The organism is Streptomyces sp. NPDC088254, from assembly GCF_044740925.1.
Taxonomy (GTDB): Bacteria; Actinomycetota; Actinomycetes; order Streptomycetales; family Streptomycetaceae; genus Streptomyces.
On the sequence record NZ_JBIURQ010000006.1, the window covers coordinates 166,630 to 185,186 of the forward strand.

Sequence of the window (18,557 nt, forward strand, 5' to 3'; positions counted from 1 at the left end):
GCAAAGCGCTCGGCCCGGGGTCGACACCCGGATCAGCTGCGCTGATCCCCTCCCCTGTTGCGAAAATGCAGCACTCTAACAGCGTCAGAGATCAGACGACCCCGCCGGCCAGGCTGCCGGCGGGGTCGTCTGAGGTACGAGTTCGTGGTCTCTCACGCCGCATCAGTGTCACCGGACTCACCCCGGCCAAACAGGAATCCGCGGACGTCACCCTTCTTCATCATGTCCTTCAGGTGCTCGAGGAACACCTCACGCTGCACGGCCCGGCGATCGGCCAGGAGGTCGTACTCGCGCAGGGCCGTCATGTTGACGACCCAGCCGTTCTCACGGGAGATGGCCTGCTCAAGTGGGGAGTCGGGTATGACGTCCACGCCGGTGAAGTCGTGGTCGAACTCGGGCGCGATGTCGAGGTGTTGATTCGGCTCGTCGACGTAGAGCGTGTCGACGCCGACCTGCTGGCCGGCCTTGTCGAATGCCACGAGGAACACGCGGTCTGCCCTGGTGGTGTTGTCGACGTGGACCGCTGCAACGTTCGTGTCACCGATGAAGCTCGTCTGCTCGAACCGCTCGTACACGCGAGCCCGAGCGTCATGGCACCACATGATGCGCCGGGCTTCGTTGAAGCCTTTGAACTCGTCAGAGTTGGACGCTTCTGGGTGGGGGTGGTTCATCGGTCGGTGCGCTCCTTCATATGCGAGATCCGGGAGGTTTGCGATGCCATGGGGCGTATTGGCTACGACACATGCCTCTAAGCAGCGAGCCTCAATCGTTCTTCACTGCGGCGCGCAGGAGCATCTGCTGGGAGCTCGCCTCGCTCCTGCTGCGGGCCGCTCGCTCGGGGGAAGCAGATCTTCCCCGGACGGAAGGGCCAGCCATGGATCTGGTAAATCCGCGACCGGCTCGGACGCGCCGTCGGGCGTGTTCGGGTGCTAGCCACTCAGCCCGGCTGCGCCGAGGTCCCTCGTACGGTCCGGCTGGGCCCAGGAGCATCGGCGGTGAGCCGTCACTGTGGTGCGCGGTGCCGGCTGGTCCGTCGCGTGCTTGGAGGTCATGCAGTTCGCCCCGTCTGGCTCGGGGGGCCTTCTCTCGTGAAAGTCCAGCGGCCGCGCTGTTCTCACGCCGCGCACTGGTCTATTCTCGGCACCGCCGACGTGCTCGAACACGCCGGTGGAAGGCCCCAGTGGGTTCCTCAGATCTGCTGGTGGTGACTCTGCTGAGAGTCGTTATGCACAGGCCCTGGCAGGGGCCTGGTTTTGCGCTGGCGAGAGCGGGTGCCGGGACGGTGGTTGGAGCCACCCTCTGATGCCCGCCTCCTGGTGCATGCGGCGCGTTCGTCGCCGCTCACCGGGCCAGCTCGCCGCTGGCCTAATCGGCCCCCCGCGGGCGAGTTCGGCTTGTGCCTCACTCGTCCGGCGGTGGGGCCGGGCTTGCATCGACAACGCTAGGCATATGCTGCGGGCGATGCCATTTCGCCGGTGCACAAACTGATCATTGACACCTGTTGGCATTGCACCAGTCGGCCGCGTGCCAGCGCGGAAGTGCACCTTCCTCATGACGGTCATGTCGGGGGTGCACACATCCCGGTTCCCGGCATGGCTCATCCGGCACTTGGCAAACTTTGCACCACATTCACAACACCACGCCTCGACCGGCCAGTTGGTCGACAAAGCGCCATTTCACCGGTGGGCCTTTGTGATCTTGGCAGGGTGAGTTTACCCCCTCTCGACGAGCCACTTTCCTCGTGTCCTCCTTGGGTCGGTGAGGGGTTTGTGGTAGCCCCTCCGATGTGATCGAGCTTCCCGCCGAGCCGATGCTGGCGGCACCCGTCGAGACGTTTGCCCTCCCGTTGAATTGGTTTGCCGAACCGAAGTGGGACGGTTTCCGGGCCTTCGCAGCGCGGGATACTGATGGCTCCTCGGTGCTGCGCTCGCGCAGGGGCGGTGAGTTGGCCGCGGCCTTTCCGGAGATCACCGATGCCATCGGCCGGCTGGACTGCTCCGTCGTCTTCGACGGCGAACTGGTCGTGTGGGAAGAGACCAGGCTCGCGTTCGAGCGGCTCACCCAGCGGCTGCACCGACGGGGTGCCGCCGCGCAACGTGCCGCGGCCGTCTGGCCGGCTCACTATGTTGCCTTCGACCTGCTCCATCTGGACGGCCGGAGCCTGCTCGAGCGCCCCTACGTCGAAAGGCGGTGCGCGCTGGAGGACTTGTTCCGGCGGGAGGGTCTCTCGGCGCCCTGGACGTTGTGCCCGTCAACCAATGATGCGGAGGTGGCCCGCGGGTGGCTGGCCTGGTCAGCGGCCGGCGTGGAGGGCTGTGTGTTCAAGGACGGCGGCGAGAGCTATCGGCCAGGGGCGCGCTCCTGGCGGAAGTTCCGCGTGCGCGACACCCTCGAGATGGTCGTCGGTGCGGTCACCGGAGCGCCGCGCCGCCCCGGGATCCTGCTGCTCGGCCAGCACGACTCGGAGGGACGACTGCGATACGTGGGACGCACAGGCACCTTGCCGACCGCCCAGGCCCGAAGTGCGGGCGGCTTCCTACGCCCGGTGCAGACGGATCACCCGTGGGCCGGGCGGTCCTTCTCTGCCGGTTGGGGATCACAGCAGAACTTGAAGGTGTCGCTGGTCGTTCCGGAGACGGTCGTGGAGGTCAGCGCGGATATCTCCCGGGACGCTCGAGGCCGCCTGCGCCACCCTGTTCGGTTCGTGCGGGTACGAGCGGACATGGCCGTCGCCGACGTGCCACCCTTCGAGGTCCGCAGGCCGCAGGGGAGAGGGAGATGAAGACCGGGACCCGCGCCGGGCGCTGGCGGCGACGGTCAGCAGGCGACCACGGACAAGCCCGGACGATCTGAGCGCAGATCAGGCTGGCCCGTGACGACGTGCAACGAGAACTGGAGATCGCGTACGCCCGCGAGGGTGGCAAGATCGCGCTGCATGTGGTCCTCCACGGCGCGCAGGTGGGAACGCACCGTGACCTCGGAGAGACCGAGCGCGCGGGCTGCGGGCTCGACGTGTGTGTCGAAGGTGAGCCAGGCAAGCGCCGTGGACTGGAGGTCACGCCGGTCCGCCTGGACCGGTCTGACCAAGGTCTGTGCCCAGGCGTGCACGTGGGGGCTTTCCAACAGTCGTGCCAAGGAGGGCGGTTCCGAAGCAGCCAGAACCGGCGAAGCGGAAATCTCTCGTTGCGTGACCAGTTCCATGGCCAGGGCGACGGCGATGCGGTCGCTTATGGACGCGAAGTCCATGCGCAACAGTTCAGCGGCGCGTGAGGCGCGGCGCATGACCGTGTTGCGGTGCAGGCGCAGTCGGCGGGCGGCCACCGTGTAGGGGTAGGCGAGGGCGGCAGGAAGGGTCTCGCGCATGGACTCCCACTGCGTCTCGTCGCGCATCAGCGGGTGCAGCAGGCGGCGGGCCCAGTTTTGCGCTTCAGCCTGCGGCAGGAGACTGACGAGGTCGGAGCCGTGTACGGAGAGGGCCACGGAGTCCGGTTGCAAGGCGGCGAACCTCTGGGCGGTGATGGCCTCGTGAAGTGCGTCGGCGAGCAGGGTCATGGAGTAGACCCCGCTGCCGCCCAGTGACGAAGGGGGTCCCAGGGCAGCCACCAGCCGGGTGAGTTCGGCAGAGACCTCTGCCCCGGTGTCTTCGTCGGAGCGGATCGGATGCACGATCAGGATCCGCCGGTTGTCTCGCGGGTCAGGGACGACAAGGGCCTGCTGGCCGACGGCTGCGTTGCAGCGGCGTGCAGCCAGGTCCCGGCGTGCCTGCTGGGTCTCCACGACGAAGACGCGTGCGGTTTCCGTTTCCAGAAGTCCGGGCGCCAGATTGGCCATGACGCGCCGCGCCTTTTCGACCTCGCCGTCCAGGAGAAGCTCGAACGCTGCGCTGCGCGCCGCCCGGGACGCGTCGGAGGCTGCCCGGTACTCGCGGTGCGCCTGGTCGACGAGGCCCAGCAGTTTTGCCGCATGCCGCAGCAGCCGCAGGTCGGCCTCGTCGAATGGGGTTCTGCGGGCCACCGCGAGGACGGTGTCCGCGGCCGAGGCCGGGGCCAGCGAGATGAGCTGGGTGTGGGGTCCGGAAAGCGTCTCGGGGAGAATTCCGTCGACGGACTGCCGGATGATGGCTTGGGCCAGTTGCTCGGCGGCCGTGGCCGGTGAGGCGGCGAGGACGCGCTCCGGTTCGCTGACCAGGACCTGACAGTCGAGGGCCTGGGCGAGCCAGTCCGCGATGCGCTGCATGGCCCGGGCATCTGCCAGCTGGGCCGGCAGTTCCTGTACGAGCGAGCTGAGTTGGGCAGCGCGGCGCTCGGCGAAGATCAGGCGGGACTGCTGGATCTCCTCGTGCACCCCGTCCCAGGACTCGGTGGGCGCGGACGAGGTGAGCAGGGCGATGCCAAACCGGGCGGCCCGGTCCACGATGTCCGGGGGGAACGGCTGGCTTGCGCCGCGGGCAGCACTCACGGCCAGACCTGCTCCGCCGTCCCGGCTCATCCGCTGGAGCAACAGCTCGAGCACCGTCGTGATACGGCCGCGGAGACGGAAGGGCGATGTGCCGGTGATCAGGACAAGCGAGCCATCGGGCAGAGTCGACGGGACTCCGCCTTCCAGCAGTTGTTCCGGCGTCATCGTCACCACGCCGTTGATTTCCGTGGTCTGGGCACGCCGGGAACCGCTTTCCACGAATGTCAGTTCGAGTTCAGGCTTATCGGTGGGCAGTGAGCCCAGGGTCGGCATGACGCGCTCCTCGGGAGTTGGGACGAGGTCGTGTAGCGCCCCTGGCACCGGCTGGCCGGCATGGGCGCGCGGCGATCACGGCCTCATGGCTCCACTCCCGCCAACCCGCGCTGCCGACCGTGGAGTCGCACCCTGACACACCCGTCCGCCGAGAAGGGGAAGCCGGGGATGCAGCGCAGCCGTTCTCTTGAGGCGGCTCCGCGTCTGGGGTGCCGTGCGGGCGAGGATCCCGGTCGGGAGTCCTCTTCCGGCGCGGAGCACGCATACCCGGCGAAGGGCCACGCGACGGCGAGGACGATCGGGCAGCCCTCCCCCGGCGGCCGCCCTTCTAGACCGAGAGCGGCGGCAGTCAAGAAGCGCCTGCGGCATGGTCGGCACTTCGCCGCGCGCACTCTGGCCAGCGTGGTCACTGCTGTTGGATGCCAGCTCCATCGTCAACTCTTCCCCCTGCCGGTGCAGCGCCAACCTGCAGGCGCGAGCCGCAGTTCGGCAAACACCAACGCCGTATCCCCCGCCGTCGCGCCAACCCTTCGGGCCACTGGGGACCCAGCGCCCGGGAGATCGTTCCTGCAATGCGAACGTTACGGTCAGTAGTCAATCCGCTTCACAGGGTTTCATTCTCCCTATCGTGATCCTGCCTTGCGCCCCCGATCATGTCAACTAAAGTACACAGCAACGAACCCAGCCCCGACTGAGCGAGAGATCGATACGTGGTGGTGTGCAGTCTTCAGCCGGACAGCTCCCGGGCCCTGTCCGGCAACTCCGGCCTGTGCTGAGGCGCAACCGCCGTCCACTGGCGGAGAGACTCAGCGCCCTGATGGCCTCCCGCCGGGATGCCAAGGGCCGCGCGTTCTCGTCGCGCACCTTGTCTGCTGCCGTGGACGCACTGCCCGGCGATCACCCGTCGGTGTCACACGCTGCCATCGCCAAGCTGGCCAAGGGAGCCCAGGACAACCCGACCGTGGGAACCATCCTGGCGCTGTGCGAAGCTCTGGGCGGTGTTCCACCCGCGCACCTTCTGCCGCACGACAGCTACGGCGATCTCAAAGCCCTGGAGGCCTTCGAGGATCCTCTGCTACGCCGCGTACTGGCACTACTGAACGGCATTCCTCCTGACGAGGTGCAGAACGTCATCGCGGACCTGGAACGCCGCCGCGGTGACCTCGGCCTGGAGCCGGTGCCTGACGAGACGGCCCAGACGCCGGGCAGGCGCCAACGACGCCGGAGTATGGACGACGCCGCACGGTATGCGGCAGATTCACTGGAGGGGCTGTAAGTGGTCGACGGCATAGTCTTCGGAACGTGCACCGTAGCCGGATTGGTGGTCACGGTGCTCTGCACGCGGAGGGCCGTGGGCAATCCGCGGGTCTCCACCTGGGCGATCGCCCTCGCCTTCGGGGTGTGCACACTGGGCGTCCTGTGCGCCGTCCCCGCGGTGGCCGATGCGTTGCAGGACATCACGGGCGTGCACAACGTCGGCAAGCTGGTGGCTCACATTTGCGCGGTCCTGTGGTGCGCCTTCCTCCAGATCACGATGGTGGACCTGGCCTACCGACCCGAGTATCTGAAAGCCGCGATGTTCCAGCGCGGCTTCGCCGCCGCGGTAGAACTGATGATCCTGGTGCCGCTCTTCCTGGCGACGAACCGACCCGATGTCGAATTCACAACCGAGTACGTTGACGACCCGAAGGTCGCCGCCTACCTGCTGATCTACCTCTCCTACGTCCTGGTCACCTGCGCTGAACTCGCATTCATGTGCGGCAGGACGGCACGCCGTAACTGGGGCATCAGACCGTGGAGTGGCGTCGGCTTCGCCTTGTCCTCCGTGTCGGCGGCCCTCGGCCTGGCGTACGCGTTCTCCAAGGGCTCGTACATCATCTTCCATACCCTCGACAATCCCTGGCCGCTGAAAGCCGAGGAGGTCGTGAGCCCCACGCTGAGCGGACTGGCGGTGCTGTTCCTCTTCGGCGGCCTAACACTCCCCATGATCGGTGCCCTGCGTGAGCGCCTTCGCGACAAGAAGGCACTCGCCGGAGACTAGCTGCCCTGCCCTCGCCGGGAAGGGCAGCGGCGTCTTCAGCGAGTGGCCTGGTCAGGACGAGGCCTGGGTGCCTGCGTAGCGCACCGGCAGATCGAGAAGTCCGCGGGCACGCAGCGACGGCCGCCACCGAGGTTCCTTCTCGGTGAGTTCGAGATCCACGAACCGCTCCAGGAGCGCGGCCAGGGCGATCTCGGTCTCGGCTCGGGCCAGGGGTGCGCCCAGGCAGTAGTGGATGCCGTGGCCGAGCGCCAGGTGGCCGACGGCGTCGCGGCCGAGGTCCAGGCGGTCCGGGTCCGGGAAGCGGTCCGGGTCGCGGTTGGCTGCGGACAAGGACAGCAGGACCGTCTCGCCCGCCGGAATCCGGACGCCGCCGATCGTCACGTCCTCGATCGCGAAGCGCCGGATCGCAAGCAAGGCCGGGCCCTCGAATCGGGCGAACTCCTCGACGGCGGCAGTAATTCGGGACGGGTCCTGCCTCAGCAGCGCCATCTGGTCCGGATGCTGCAGCAGGGCCAGGATCGCGTTGCCGATCAGCTGGACGGTGTTCTCGTAGCCGGCGAAGAGGATGAGGAAGGCCAAGGACATCAGCTCGTCCTCGGTGAGCCGGTCGCCCTCCGCATCCCGTACGGCGATCAGGTCGCAAAGGAGATCGTCGGCCGGCTCGCGCCGCTTGTGAGCCATGAGCTCTGTAAAGAAGCCCAGCATGGCCACGATGGCTTCCTTGGCTTCGTGGGGGCGGGCCGGATCCGGGGCGATCAGCGCTGTCGTCCAGGAGCGGAAGTCCCTGCGGTGGCTTGCCGGGACGCCGAGGAGATCGCAGATCACGGTGATCGGCAGCGGGGCCGCATAGGCGGTGATCAGGTCTGCGGTGCCGTCTGCGCCCAGAGCGTCCAAGAGTTGGTCGGCGGTGGCGCGGATCGGCGCGCGCAGCTGCTCGACCCGACGCTGGGTAAACGCCCGTCCGACCAGGCGACGCAGACGCGTGTGGTCAGGAGGATCCATGTTCAGGAGATTGGCGTCCAGAGCCGGCGGCAGGGACAGACCGCGATAACTGCCCTCGCGGGCATGCGCCTTGTCCAACGACAGGAGCGGATCGGCAAGGGCGGCGCGAACGTCGTCGAACCGGGTGACGAGCCACGCAGGTTGTCCATCCGTTCCTGTGATCCGGTGCACCGGAGAGGTAGTCCGCAGCCTCTGGTAGACGTCGTATGGGCGGGTCATCAAATCGTCGGCAGCATCCATATGTCCACCCTAGGATGCTGTTCCCGCTCGGCTATTCCCGGCTCGGACCTGGTGGCCGGGCCGGTGTCCGAGACCCGCCTCGGGCGAGTTGGACGATGCCGTCCTCCATCGTGACTAGCAGCCCGGTAACGTCGGGCTGGGTGCGTCCGGGCATGGCAGGCAAGGGGTGCGGCGACCGGGGGTCAGGGCCTGCGGTCGAGGTTCACCGTCATCGTCGGCGTCCACTTCTCGATGGGGCGGCGTACAGCCCTCCGCTCCCTGACGGCCCCCTGCGCCAGGCGGTTGGCCTCCTGCGCGTCCGACGCGTCCACCTCGACCTCGGCACCGGCGTGAGCATGAAGAAAGACTTTGTACCGGGGCATGCGTTCCTCCAACTGGTCACAGACTGAGCGGGAATACGGCGCGTGGCCACAATCGGCGCGACAGTGATCTGTAACGGCGCTGTGCAGCACGGGACTTGCTGCTGCCCTGGCCGCCTGCCGCGCTGTGCCGCACTCAGAAAGCTACGGTCCTGCTCCCCCTGCTGGCAGAGCGGTGACCAGGCACAACACCGCCGCACCGCTGCGCGCTGGTGGCCGTGGCGGACCCGGCAGCCAGACCGCGGGAGTGTCGACGGTTCGGCTCGGGCTCGGCAACTGCGATTGGTGCGCCCGGACGGCTGGGCGGGCGGTGCCCGGAGACAGCAGCACATGGGGCCCGAACCCGGGTTGCCGGGTACGGGCCCCACCACGAACGCGTGGTTGCCGCTCAGCGGTCCCGGCTGCCGGGAGTGTCACCGGCGTCGGGGTGGGCTGGTGATCCGTTAGGCCGCCCACTTTCCGGACCGTTCGAACTCGCCGGTAGTGAGGTCCACGATCAGGTGATCGCCGGGCTGCGGCGGGGTGTCGGCGGCGATGTCTGTCAGCAGATCCCGGAACATGTCGTCCAGGTCGGCGTACAGCTCCTTCTCGTCACCGTCCTCGGTGAAGTCCTCGAACTCGTCCACCGACCCGTCCGGGTGGTGGAGGTAAACCCTCGACTCGTTCCAGAATACGCCGTTCTCCGCCGGGGAGTCGGTCACGAACTCGACCCGGGCGACGGGCTCGCCTGCGCTCGGGGGGATGTAGAACAGGGCGCGCAGCACGTCCACGAACATGGACTCGCGGCGCCGGATGCTGGCGGCCGTGAGGGCGCTGGCGGCTGCCGTGAGCTGTTCCAGCGGCCAGTGGGCGGTCGCCTGCTCAAGGGCAGCATGGTCGGCCAAGAACGAGGCGCTGAGACGGCCCACGCGCCCGGGCCGGGCCGAGGTGGCGGCCAGGTGCGCCGCATCGCCGGTGGTGACGAAGCCGTTCGGAGCCAACTCGGTGGTGCTGCCGTGCTGCTCCTCGTACAGCTTGATCAGGGTCGAGCAGACCTTGCAGTCCGTTGCCGGGAATTCCTCCAGCTCCGAGTGGATGCGGCAGTTGCCAGCCGCGTCGACCGGCCAGCCATGGCGGTGCTCCAGCCAGTCGTTGTAGTCCATGCCGGTCAGCCCGACGAACTCGTACTGCTCAGTCGGCTGCTTCTCCCACTGCTCGCGCAGCCTGTCCATGAACGCCTGACGATTCACTGAGCTGGTGTCCTGAGACACATGTTCTCCTCTCGTTTACTTGCGGACATCACGTCCGCATGGAGCCCTGGCCGGGAGGCGAGTCCGGCTGTGGTCGGTGTGTGGTGGCCCGGCCCCGGCCCGGCCCCGGTGGAGGGGGATTTGGGGGCCTGGGGGCCGGGCCGGGGTGGGCGCGGACGGGTCCTGGGGGCCGGTCCGTCCTGCCCTGGTCTGGGTGTCCCCGGGGCTCTGCGGCGCGGAGGCCGGGGCACGAGGGGCGCGGGACCGGAGCCCTGCGGGGGTGCCGGCCGGGCGGGGCCCGGTGCGCGCCGCCGGGGCCCGGGGTGGGCCCGGGGCGGGACGTGGGGCCCGGCGGGGTCAGTTCAGTACGCGGAACGTGCGCCAGTCGGCCCACTCGATCCAGGTCGGCCATTGCGGAACGGACCCGTCAAGGATGCGCGTGGCGCCGTTCTGCTGCTGGTAGTCGAGGAGTCGCACGCGTCGGGTGGCGGCGATGAGCACGGTTCGGGAGTCGACCATGACCGAATCGTCGACCTCGATCAGCTTTCCGATGTGCTCTGCCGACAGGTCGGCGAGAGTTGTGCCCATATCAGGTGCTGCTCCTTGGTGACGGGTGGAGGGGCTAGGCGGCCTTGTAGCTGTTCAGCTTCTCGGTCAGTTCGGCGCGGGTGAGCTTGAGGGCCTGGATCTTGCCGTTGATCTTGTCGATGGCATCCTGGACGGCTTCGGCGTGCTTGGTGTCGAGGAACTGGGCGCAGGCGGCCTCCCGCGCCGGGGTGGCTGTCGGCCTGGTAGGTGGTGACCAGCCCGGTGACAAGGTCCTGGACCTTCTCGAAGGTCCCCTTGCTCGCCCGCTCGGCGGAGGCATTGGTCGGGTAGGCCGCCGCCGAGCATGGTCCGGCAGAACTTGATCAGCGGCGCGGCCCCGTTGTCCGCCGCGGCGGTCAGGTCGGCCGGGTTGACCAGGTGGTGACCGACCACGTACGGCTGATTGCCGTCGCCCAGCATCGGGGCGTCGGTGCGCTCACGGCGGTCGATGCTGCCCTTGCCGAACTGGATGTTCCGCAGGCCCGCCACGGCCGGGGCCAGCTCGTAGTTCGGGTGGACCCCACGCAGCTGCCCCTTCCCGACACGGCGCAAGCGCGGGGTCGTCCGAGTCGACGCCGTTGGTGATGGCCATAACCCGATACGACTCATACAGCGGCACATCGGAGTGGACCAGCAACAAGTCCACTCCCCACATCCTGACCTTGAGGTTGTGGGCCACGGTTCGCGGCAGCACGGCGTAGGCGCCCTGCTCGTCGACATCGTCAACACCCCGGGGGTTCATCACTCGCCGGAGGGGCGGCTGACGAAGCTCACTGAACCGGGGCCTCATACCGTCGGAGCATGAAGAAGTAGACCGGCTCCGACAGCTCACCTGTCGAGGCCAGCCGGCTCACGGGTGACCACGCACACCTTGTCGTAGCAGAGCGGGTCTCGGCTGCCGTCCTCGAAGACGAGCGCGTAGCCGGTCACCGGTGAGTTCGGCACTACTGTGGCGAGCCGCTTGAAGGCGAAGTTGTACGTGTGCGCGGGCTGGAGAACTCCTCGGGCCTCGTCCACCCCGTGCGGGTCGTGGCGCCAGTACGCACGGCAGACCAGCTTGCCGATCAGTTCCCTGTTACGGCAGTACACCTCGTAAGAGGTGTTGATGTACTCGTACGCCCAGCCCTCGGCCGCCGCCTTCGCCTCGATCTCCGCGTGCCGCCTACGCACACGGTCGTAATGCCGATTGTCGCTGCACCGTCGGCAGCAGCTCTCCCCGTTCTCCGGGTCGGTGAAGACACCCGGCTCCTGGAAGGAGAACAGCTCGTCCGGCTTGTGTCCGCAGCCAAGTATCTGGTGGTGGTTGATGAGTTCCATGCCGCTCCTAGAACGTGACCCGGTTGCGGAGCATCTGCAGACCGTCGTTCGGGTCGACCGTCGACATCTGGTGGCTGTTCAGCAGCGGGGTTCGAGTCGTCGTGCTGGACGTCGCGCCGACCGCGAACGCCTCGGGGTCGACGTTGCGTTCGCGCCGTACTCGGCGAACCGGTCCGCACGGTCTTCCGCCTTCTCGTGCCGCTCGGCCTCCGCCTCCGCGAAGCTGTGCCGCGTGGCGTTGTCGATGACCCGGCATATCTTCAGGCCGAGTTCCGAGCGAAGGGCGAGGGTTCGGGTCGTTGGCGAAGCCGCCCCCGGCGGGCGCGATAGTCATGGTGGTCATGGCGAGGTCCGTTCTGGTGTCAGGCGCACCTGTTGCAGCTGGCGCAGGTGTCGGTGAGCAGGGGCAGCGAGGTCCGGGGGCAGCCAGCCAGCCTGGTTTCCTTGCGGGGCGGCTTGGAAAGGGCGTCCATGACGGACGCCTTCATGGCCTGGAACTCGGGGGTCTCGTCGGGGATGACCACGCCGCCCTTGGGCGCGCCGGGCTGGCGGGACAGGGCGATGAGTTCGTGCATGGAGATGTCGGGGCGGAAGGTGTCGCCGCGGACGGTCTCCACGTGGGCGATCAGCTCGGCGAGGCGCGGGCGGCGCTGTACGGAGATCAGCAGGTCCCGCTTGGAGCCGAGGATGCAGAAGGAGCAGGAGCAGCGGGAGGTACCTGCCCAGTTGCCTGCGCCGGGGTAGGAGTCGTACGTCCAGTGGTGCGGGAAGCCGGTCTCCGCGTGGAAGTCCTTGACCTGCTGCGTGGTCCAGTCCTTGGCCGGGCACCACTCGTCCAGGTGACGGACGCCGTTGGTCATGACGTTTCGGTAGGCGGGGCGGGCGGCGCGATCGCGAGATTCGTCGCTGCGGAGTCCGAGCGACTTCAGGCGGCGAACGCGCCGGGTCAACTTGACCGCGTTGGGCTTGGCCGCCAGACCCAGCTTCACCTTCAGGCCGTTGATGATCGGGGTGAACGAGGCATCCTCGACCTGCTCCTTGAAGGCCTTCGTGCAGTACCTGGTGCCCAACCGGGGAAAACAGCCGTACGCGGCGATGTACGTCAGCAGGTCGTACGGCTCCGGATCGTCGTCCAGAGTGAGCTTGGTGGCCTCGATGTGCCGCTCGGCTGGCACACCTGATGCTGCGCTCTGCTGGGCAGCGAGCTCGGACACGCTCGGGTAGTACTGGCCGCCGTACTCGATGCCGGGCCATTCCAGCGGGCCCAGGGTGGCGTGGAACGTCCACACGCGATCGGCGACACCAGCCGCACGGGCAGCGTCCATCAGGACGCTCTGCATCAGCCAGCTGTCCTTGCCGCCGGACAGGTTCCCAACGATCAGGTCGTAGTCCGCCAAATTCGGCAACTGGTCACGAGTGACTGTGTTGTCGGGCACGACCAGCGCGGTGGGCTCGATGTCGAACAGGGTGCTCACGGTGGGCCCTTCAGGCGTCGGGGTCGGTGATGGCGGCGGGGACCAGCTCGGTCGTCATGGCGAGCGCGTGCACCAGGACCGGGGTCCGGGAGTCGTCCCGGCGGGGCTCGGTGTGGGTGTGAAGGGTCCAGAGGGTGACGCCGTCGCCGGCCGCCTGGTGGGTGACGTGGCCGCCGAGTACACGCAGCCAGGCGAGCAGCTCGTGCATGTCGGCGAAGATGTACGCGGTGTCTTCGCGGGCAGCGAGGCGCCTGGTGGGGAGGCTGTGGAGGCCGGCGGTGACCAGGGCGGCCTCGTCCGCGTCGCTGCCCTCGGCGCTCTCGCCGGCTGCCTCCTCGGGGGGGAGCGACGGCATCGGCGGCCCGCTCGGAGTCAGCGGGGGAAACAGGGAACGGGCTTGCCGTCGGCGTGCGTCCTGACAATGTCGCGGATGTCGTCGGTAAACGGCTCGTCGTTGATCACGGACGGGTGGGCGATGCGCTCACCGTCGGGAGACACCACGATCCACGGCCATTCGCGGCCGTCCTCCTTCACGATCGTGTACACCTGCCCGCGCGTGGTCGCGTGCCACAGAAACCCCGTGATCCGCTTCACCGTGATACACCGCTTAGCCGCCATGTCCGTGTCTCCCTCCGTGTCGTTGTCGTGGTCCTGCCTTGTCCTGCTGTCGCCCGGAGGGAGGGCGGGGAAGTCCTCGATGCCTCGCGCTGCCAGTTCCCGGCACTCCCCGCACCGCCAGTCCAGCGGCCACACCCCCCGGCAGCACCGGCGCGGGGCGGTGCGCTCGGCCTCCCGTGCTGCCTTCTGGCGGGCCTCCCGGCGGTCCCGGATCCGCGCCCGCCGCCTCAGGGCCTCGATGCGCTTGCGGGTCTTCTCCGCCTCGACGGCCGCCCGCTCCGCGCCCTTGCGGGCGACGGCCAGGCGGCGGCGTTCCTCACCGCCCCCGGGGAGCACCGGCAAGGCGTGCGCGTCCTGCCCGGCGTGGCTGTCCCACTGGCGGGCGCGGCGGGTCTTGCGAACCGACGCCATGACGTCGGCCTCATCGCGCAGCACGCCCGGCCCGGCAGCCTCGGCGAGCCTGAGCGCCTCGTGTCCGTCCTCCGTCGCCACGACCAGGCCCGAGGCGTGACGCGCCAGGTATCCGCAGCGGGCGAGTAGCCTCACCCGCTCACCCTTGACCCGCCGCCCTGTACGACCGTCCGCGTCGACCGCGCGGAACCCGGAAGCGTCGGCTATCAGGCCACCGGCGACAGCCAGCCGCACCGTGTCCACGAACGCGGCGCACCAGCCGAGAGCGGCCATAATCCGGGCGGCGTCGCTATCCGGGCCCTGCGAGCCGGCCGTGACCTGGGGGCCAGCGACCAGCGCCAGCCGGGGGCTGGGGGCCGCCCCGAAGAGGGCGGCCGTCGTCTTGCTGCTCATCAGGCCACCTCCACACAACGCGAGCGGAGATCGTCAAGCGACGCCGTCAGTGCGTCGAACGGATCCGCCGACAGCAGCGGGCCTCAGCCGGGGGCGCCGGGGCAGGGACGACCGGGTCTCGTCGTACGGGACGGTGCGGTCGTCCTCGGTGACGAGGGGCGGGGCAACAGTGGTGTAGGTCATGGTCTGTTCTCCTGGGTCGCGGTGAGGCTACGGATAGCGCTCAGCCGTTGGTTGATGGTTTGTTCGAAGCCGTTGGCAGTCGGCGCGTAGTACTGCGTGCCGAGCGCTCGGTCAGGTAGGTACTGCTGGCTGACGACGCCGTGCTCGAAGTCGTGCGGGTACAGATATCCCTGGCCGTAGCCGAGGGCCCTCGCTCCCGGGAAGTGCGCATCGCGCAGATGCACCGGGACCTCCCCGGTGCGGCCACGCCGCACATCTGCGAGCGCCTGGTCGATACCGCGGACGATGGCCGGCGACTTGGGAGCCGTGGCGATCGCGACCGTCGCCTGGGCAAGGTTGATCCGGGCTTCGGGCATGCCGATCAGCTGGACCGCCTGCGCGGCGGCCACTGCGATGGCGAGCACCGACGGATCAGCCATGCCGACGTCCTCGCTGGCATGCACGATCAGCCGGCGAGCGATGAACCGCGGGTCCTCCCCCGCCTCGAGCATCCGGGCCAGCCAGTGCAGGGCAGCGTCGGGATCCGAGCCGCGAAGCGACTTGATGAACGCCGAGACGACGTCGTAGTACTGGTCGCGGTCGTAGCGCTGGAGTGCTGCGCCGGTGACGCGCTCGATGGTCCGGGCGGTGACCTCCGTCTCGCCGGCAGCCATAGCCGTGGCGGCAGCCGTCTCAAGGCGGCTGAGCGCCTGGCGCACGTCGCCGGCGGACAGGTTCGCGATCAGTTCGAGCACTTGAGACTCTGCGCTGACGTGGCCATCGAGGTCAGGGTCCTCATTGAGCGCGCGGGCGAGGAGCTTCACGATGTCGGCGGTGCTGATCGGCTTGAGCACCATGAGGATCGAACGCGACACCAGCGCAGCGTTCACGCTGAAGCTCGGGTTCTCGGTCGTCGCGCCGATCAGCGAGATGACGCCGTCCTCCACGGCAGGCAGGAGCACGTCCTGCTGAGCCTTGGAGAAGCGGTGGATCTCGTCGATGAACACGAGCGTCCGGGTGCCGTCGGCGTCGAGCTCCTTCTGGGCCGCGGCAAGCACCTTGCGCACCTCGGCGACGCCCGCCGAGGTGGCAGAGAGTTCGACGAAGCGGCGGCTCGCCTGGTGTGCGACGACGCTGGCGATGGTGGTCTTGCCGCATCCGGGCGGGCCGTACAGGAGTACTGAGGTCGCGCCGCGGCCGGACACGAGCAGTTCGAGCGGCGAGCCGGGGAAGACGAGGTGCGCCTGTCCGACGATCTGGTCGAGCGATGTCGGCCGCATGCGGGCGGCCAGGGGCTGATGGGTGGTGGTTGGCACTGGTCAGCCCTCTTTCTCGGGGTTGTCGCGTTTCTTTCGGGCGCGCCGCTCGGCGCCCCATTCGGGGGTGTTCGGGGCAGTATTGGCTGCCGTTCTGCTGGAATAATCAGCCGGACTTGATGTAGCCCCATGCACGTAGGGAGGTGAATCCGGGCATAGAAAACCCCCACCGAAAGGGGATTTCGACGGGGGTTTCAATACTTCGCCCAGAGTTATAGCGCGCCCTGCCTGCGGACGTATCAGACCAGAGGATCCTGCACTGCATCCACAGACCACGTCAGCAGGTAGGCCCGGAACGTCAGCCCCTCAGCCCGGGTGCTGGGTTCCTCGTTCGCCCACGCGGCCCGCTGGATTGCCTCCTGGGGTTCCGGAAACGTCCAGTACCCATCGAACCGCTTGGCGTCCGGGAACGGGCTGTAGCAGTTGGTCTTGGACCACACGTTGTGGCGTCTCTCGGTGCTCCAGACGAACACCCAGTCGTCCTCCTGGGGCGCGGGCGTGCTCTCGTCGGCGAGCATGCTCGTCCTCGTCACGCGGTACAGCGTCGTGCCGATGAGATCGGCTTCCTGGCGCTCCGCGTCTTCCCGGGCGGCGTGGACGTGTCCCGCGAGCCACTCGCCGTCATCGGCCTCACGGAGGTTCACCAGTCCCCATGCGAGGTCGAGTGAGGGCGCCCACACGTAGTGGATCAGCGTCTCCGGCGCTCTCATGTCATCACCTTGATCCCCGACAGCGAGCACTCCTTGCCGCGGACGAAGTGCCGCTCGATCTCGCCGCCGATGATGCTGACGATCTCTCCGCAGTCGACCGATGGGCACCGCACAGCCATAGGCGTGCCCTGGTCGTCTACGAGGGGGGCTTCTTCGGTGAACCCCATGGCCTCCTGCTCGCCAAGCTGACGCGCGGCAGCGACAAAGGTGATGGCGCCCGTTTCCTCCTGCTCTTTCATGCAGGAGGAGCAGACGGCGTGCCGGCGGGACCGCTTCATGGCCTCTGCGGTAGGCACCCTGGACGCGCCCGTTGTCGGGTCGATATTCGGCGGCAGACCTGTCTCCGGATCTATGAGGAGACTCTTCGCGGTGTGGCGCTCCAGTTGGTGCAGCAATACGGGGTTACCACAGCACGGGCATTGCATCAGGTAGTACATGTCTTAATCCGCCGCATCTCGACGACAGCATCGTCGTTTCCGTCAACGAGATCTTCGGTGGCGTCGGCCAGGCGTTCTTTGCAGGCCGTCGCAGGATAGGTGTCCCAGTCGCCCGTAGTGCCCTGCTGGCGCACGTTTCCGATGGAAGGATCTGGGCAGTTGCCGATAGGGCCGATGTCATGACAGTAGATGTGTTCGCTCACGACCTCATCTCCCTCACGAGCTGGGCGCTCGATCCGTCGCGGTAGACGGCCTCCCAGGTAAGCGACTCGTGATCGTACTCAACCCAGAACTGCTCGTCATTCTCATGGTCGCGGTCACAGTTGGAGCCGAGCACGTGTCCTATGTCCGGAGTATGAAGGATCGTCGGATTCTCGCCGGCTTTGTCGAGCTCATTGAGCACCGCGGCGAGCAGATTCCAGAGTGGCGCTGAACGCTCGGCCATCACTGTCGCCCCATCAGATTCGATATCAGCGTCGACTCGAAGACCAGATCACGCTCGACTGGCAGCTTCAGTGGGAGCGCGAGGACGGCGTCAAGCTCCTCCAGGCCGATATAGCCCCACTCGGGATGACCCTGACTGAGGTCCTGGAAGCCGTATGCCCGGTGCGACGGAGGATCCATTTCCGTGAGGTACCAGTCGCAGCCGCCGATGAGGTAGTGGACGTAGATCACCATGGCTTCGCCCCTGCCCTCCTGAGCGCCGATCGGGGGCGGGATGCCGCCCTTGATGTTCGGGTAGAACGCATGACTCTTGCCCCATGCGCGTCCGGGAATGGTGGCGTCGCAGCCATCTTGCGAGCAGTGTTCGACAGTTGATCGCCGGTTTTCGCGTCGACGGTCGACGGGCATGATTCCTCCTTGGTTCATGGTCTTGTGTAGTTCAGTAGTGCCGTAGCCCGGAGCCGAACCGGGCCGAGAAGCATCTAGGGCTGCTCTACTTGAGCCACGACAAGCCGTACAGAACACGCAGAGTCGGCCGGTTCACGTTGGTGTACATACCGGGCATATCGAGTTTCACCCAGTAACGCTCCTGAAGGACGGCAGCGCAGGACTCCAGCCCCTTACGCTGTGCATCCCGATCATCATCCGGGTCGAACGTGTGACAGATGATCCACGTCTCGCCTTCGCGATGCTCCGCATGCCAGACCTCGAAACCAGCGCGCTGCTCCTTCCAGGAATACCCCGGGATACCTGCACGCTTCAGGTGAGTGCCAAGGTTCTGCTGCATGTTCTTGAGGGTCTGAACCTCTACAGCAATAATCGGCATTTCTGTTTCCTCTTTTCAATCGAGTAAGGAACTAGATGACCTCACCTATGTAGTGGGTGGAGTAGCGGCCTCCGTAAGGAACGATATCCAGAGCAATGCGGCACGCCGCGGCCATAACGGAATCCTTGCTTTCTCCCCAAACGGTGTGCCGCAGCTCCTCAGGAAGTTTCACGTCGCAGTCAACGACAACGTCTGTGTCCTCGGATTTTTCCGCGCACCGCTTGTGTGCGTGATCTGCGGTTACCGTGACCTCGTGGA

General features: G+C 67.4%; 22 protein-coding genes. 3 read left to right on the forward strand and 19 right to left on the reverse strand.

The window, feature by feature from the left end; genetic code table 11:
- Nucleotides 1-152 precede the first annotated feature (152 nt).
- Nucleotides 153-671, reverse strand: coding sequence for a hypothetical protein (locus tag ACIOC0_RS19000; RefSeq protein WP_402156167.1), 519 nt, complete (start codon nucleotides 669-671; stop codon nucleotides 153-155).
- 1,115 nt (nucleotides 672-1,786) lie between these two features.
- Between ACIOC0_RS19000 and ACIOC0_RS19005 the strand changes: the two genes are divergently transcribed.
- A complete protein-coding gene (locus ACIOC0_RS19005; protein WP_402156169.1) occupies nucleotides 1,787-2,782 on the forward strand; it encodes an ATP-dependent DNA ligase in 996 nt (331 codons plus the stop codon).
- Nucleotides 2,783-2,817: 35 nt separating this feature from the next.
- Here the strand turns inward: ACIOC0_RS19005 and ACIOC0_RS19010 are convergent, their stop codons facing one another.
- Nucleotides 2,818-4,731, reverse strand: coding sequence for a helix-turn-helix domain-containing protein (locus tag ACIOC0_RS19010; protein ID WP_402156171.1), 1,914 nt, complete (start codon nucleotides 4,729-4,731; stop codon nucleotides 2,818-2,820).
- A gap of 817 nt (nucleotides 4,732-5,548) precedes the next feature.
- Here ACIOC0_RS19010 and ACIOC0_RS19015 point away from each other — a divergent pair.
- Nucleotides 5,549-6,007: a hypothetical protein gene (locus ACIOC0_RS19015; RefSeq protein WP_402156173.1), complete on the forward strand. Its 459-nt coding sequence runs from the start codon at nucleotides 5,549-5,551 to the stop codon at nucleotides 6,005-6,007.
- A 75-nt stretch (nucleotides 6,008-6,082) separates the two neighbouring features.
- Nucleotides 6,083-6,772 (forward strand): hypothetical protein, encoded by a 690-nt coding sequence (locus ACIOC0_RS19020; protein ID WP_402156175.1) that lies wholly within the window; start codon nucleotides 6,083-6,085, stop codon nucleotides 6,770-6,772.
- Nucleotides 6,773-6,823: 51 nt separating this feature from the next.
- Here the strand turns inward: ACIOC0_RS19020 and ACIOC0_RS19025 are convergent, their stop codons facing one another.
- The 17 genes from ACIOC0_RS19025 to ACIOC0_RS19105 all read right to left on the reverse strand — a co-directional run bounded on the left by ACIOC0_RS19025 (nucleotide 6,824) and on the right by ACIOC0_RS19105 (nucleotide 18,299).
- Nucleotides 6,824-8,014: a cytochrome P450 gene (locus ACIOC0_RS19025; protein WP_402156176.1), complete on the reverse strand. Its 1,191-nt coding sequence runs from the start codon at nucleotides 8,012-8,014 to the stop codon at nucleotides 6,824-6,826.
- Nucleotides 8,015-8,196: 182 nt separating this feature from the next.
- Nucleotides 8,197-8,376, reverse strand: a complete 180-nt coding sequence (locus ACIOC0_RS19030) for a hypothetical protein (RefSeq protein ID WP_402156178.1) — start codon at nucleotides 8,374-8,376, stop codon at nucleotides 8,197-8,199.
- 440 nt (nucleotides 8,377-8,816) lie between these two features.
- The gene (locus ACIOC0_RS19035; protein WP_402156179.1) at nucleotides 8,817-9,623 is read right to left on the reverse strand and encodes a hypothetical protein; all 807 of its coding nucleotides are present in this window, start codon (nucleotides 9,621-9,623) and stop codon (nucleotides 8,817-8,819) included.
- A gap of 336 nt (nucleotides 9,624-9,959) precedes the next feature.
- A complete protein-coding gene (locus ACIOC0_RS19040; protein ID WP_340375811.1) occupies nucleotides 9,960-10,190 on the reverse strand; it encodes a hypothetical protein in 231 nt (76 codons plus the stop codon).
- Nucleotides 10,191-10,224: 34 nt separating this feature from the next.
- Nucleotides 10,225-10,419 (reverse strand): hypothetical protein, encoded by a 195-nt coding sequence (locus ACIOC0_RS19045; RefSeq protein WP_402156180.1) that lies wholly within the window; start codon nucleotides 10,417-10,419, stop codon nucleotides 10,225-10,227.
- A 599-nt stretch (nucleotides 10,420-11,018) separates the two neighbouring features.
- Nucleotides 11,019-11,507 (reverse strand): hypothetical protein, encoded by a 489-nt coding sequence (locus ACIOC0_RS19050; RefSeq protein WP_402156182.1) that lies wholly within the window; start codon nucleotides 11,505-11,507, stop codon nucleotides 11,019-11,021.
- 362 nt (nucleotides 11,508-11,869) lie between these two features.
- On the reverse strand, nucleotides 11,870-12,982 hold the full coding sequence (locus tag ACIOC0_RS19055; RefSeq protein WP_402156183.1) for a phosphoadenosine phosphosulfate reductase: 1,113 nt from the start codon (nucleotides 12,980-12,982) through the stop codon (nucleotides 11,870-11,872).
- Nucleotides 12,983-12,992: 10 nt separating this feature from the next.
- Nucleotides 12,993-13,337: a hypothetical protein gene (locus ACIOC0_RS19060; RefSeq protein WP_402156185.1), complete on the reverse strand. Its 345-nt coding sequence runs from the start codon at nucleotides 13,335-13,337 to the stop codon at nucleotides 12,993-12,995.
- Nucleotides 13,338-13,354: 17 nt separating this feature from the next.
- Complete coding sequence (locus ACIOC0_RS19065; protein ID WP_402156186.1) at nucleotides 13,355-14,404, reverse strand: hypothetical protein; 1,050 nt, start codon at nucleotides 14,402-14,404, stop codon at nucleotides 13,355-13,357.
- Nucleotides 14,405-14,437: 33 nt separating this feature from the next.
- Nucleotides 14,438-14,587 carry a hypothetical protein gene (locus ACIOC0_RS19070; RefSeq protein ID WP_402156187.1) on the reverse strand — a complete coding sequence of 50 codons (150 nt, stop codon included), beginning with the start codon at nucleotides 14,585-14,587 and terminating at the stop codon, nucleotides 14,438-14,440.
- Nucleotides 14,584-15,882, reverse strand: coding sequence for a replication-associated recombination protein A (locus tag ACIOC0_RS19075; protein WP_402156188.1), 1,299 nt, complete (start codon nucleotides 15,880-15,882; stop codon nucleotides 14,584-14,586). The genes ACIOC0_RS19070 and ACIOC0_RS19075 overlap by 4 nt, the downstream gene beginning before the upstream one ends.
- Nucleotides 15,883-16,121: 239 nt before the next feature.
- On the reverse strand, nucleotides 16,122-16,592 hold the full coding sequence (locus ACIOC0_RS19080; protein ID WP_402156189.1) for a hypothetical protein: 471 nt from the start codon (nucleotides 16,590-16,592) through the stop codon (nucleotides 16,122-16,124).
- A complete protein-coding gene (locus ACIOC0_RS19085; protein WP_402156191.1) occupies nucleotides 16,589-17,029 on the reverse strand; it encodes a hypothetical protein in 441 nt (146 codons plus the stop codon). The genes ACIOC0_RS19080 and ACIOC0_RS19085 overlap by 4 nt, the downstream gene beginning before the upstream one ends.
- Complete coding sequence (locus tag ACIOC0_RS19090; protein WP_402156192.1) at nucleotides 17,017-17,232, reverse strand: hypothetical protein; 216 nt, start codon at nucleotides 17,230-17,232, stop codon at nucleotides 17,017-17,019. The genes ACIOC0_RS19085 and ACIOC0_RS19090 overlap by 13 nt, the downstream gene beginning before the upstream one ends.
- Nucleotides 17,229-17,474 (reverse strand): hypothetical protein, encoded by a 246-nt coding sequence (locus ACIOC0_RS19095; protein WP_402156193.1) that lies wholly within the window; start codon nucleotides 17,472-17,474, stop codon nucleotides 17,229-17,231. Before ACIOC0_RS19095 ends, ACIOC0_RS19090 begins: the two co-directional genes overlap by 4 nt.
- Entirely contained in the window at nucleotides 17,474-17,881 is a 408-nt protein-coding gene (locus ACIOC0_RS19100; RefSeq protein WP_402156194.1) for a DUF2958 domain-containing protein, read from the reverse strand. Before ACIOC0_RS19100 ends, ACIOC0_RS19095 begins: the two co-directional genes overlap by 1 nt.
- A gap of 85 nt (nucleotides 17,882-17,966) precedes the next feature.
- Nucleotides 17,967-18,299, reverse strand: coding sequence for a hypothetical protein (locus ACIOC0_RS19105; RefSeq protein WP_402156196.1), 333 nt, complete (start codon nucleotides 18,297-18,299; stop codon nucleotides 17,967-17,969).
- Nucleotides 18,300-18,557 lie beyond the last annotated feature (258 nt).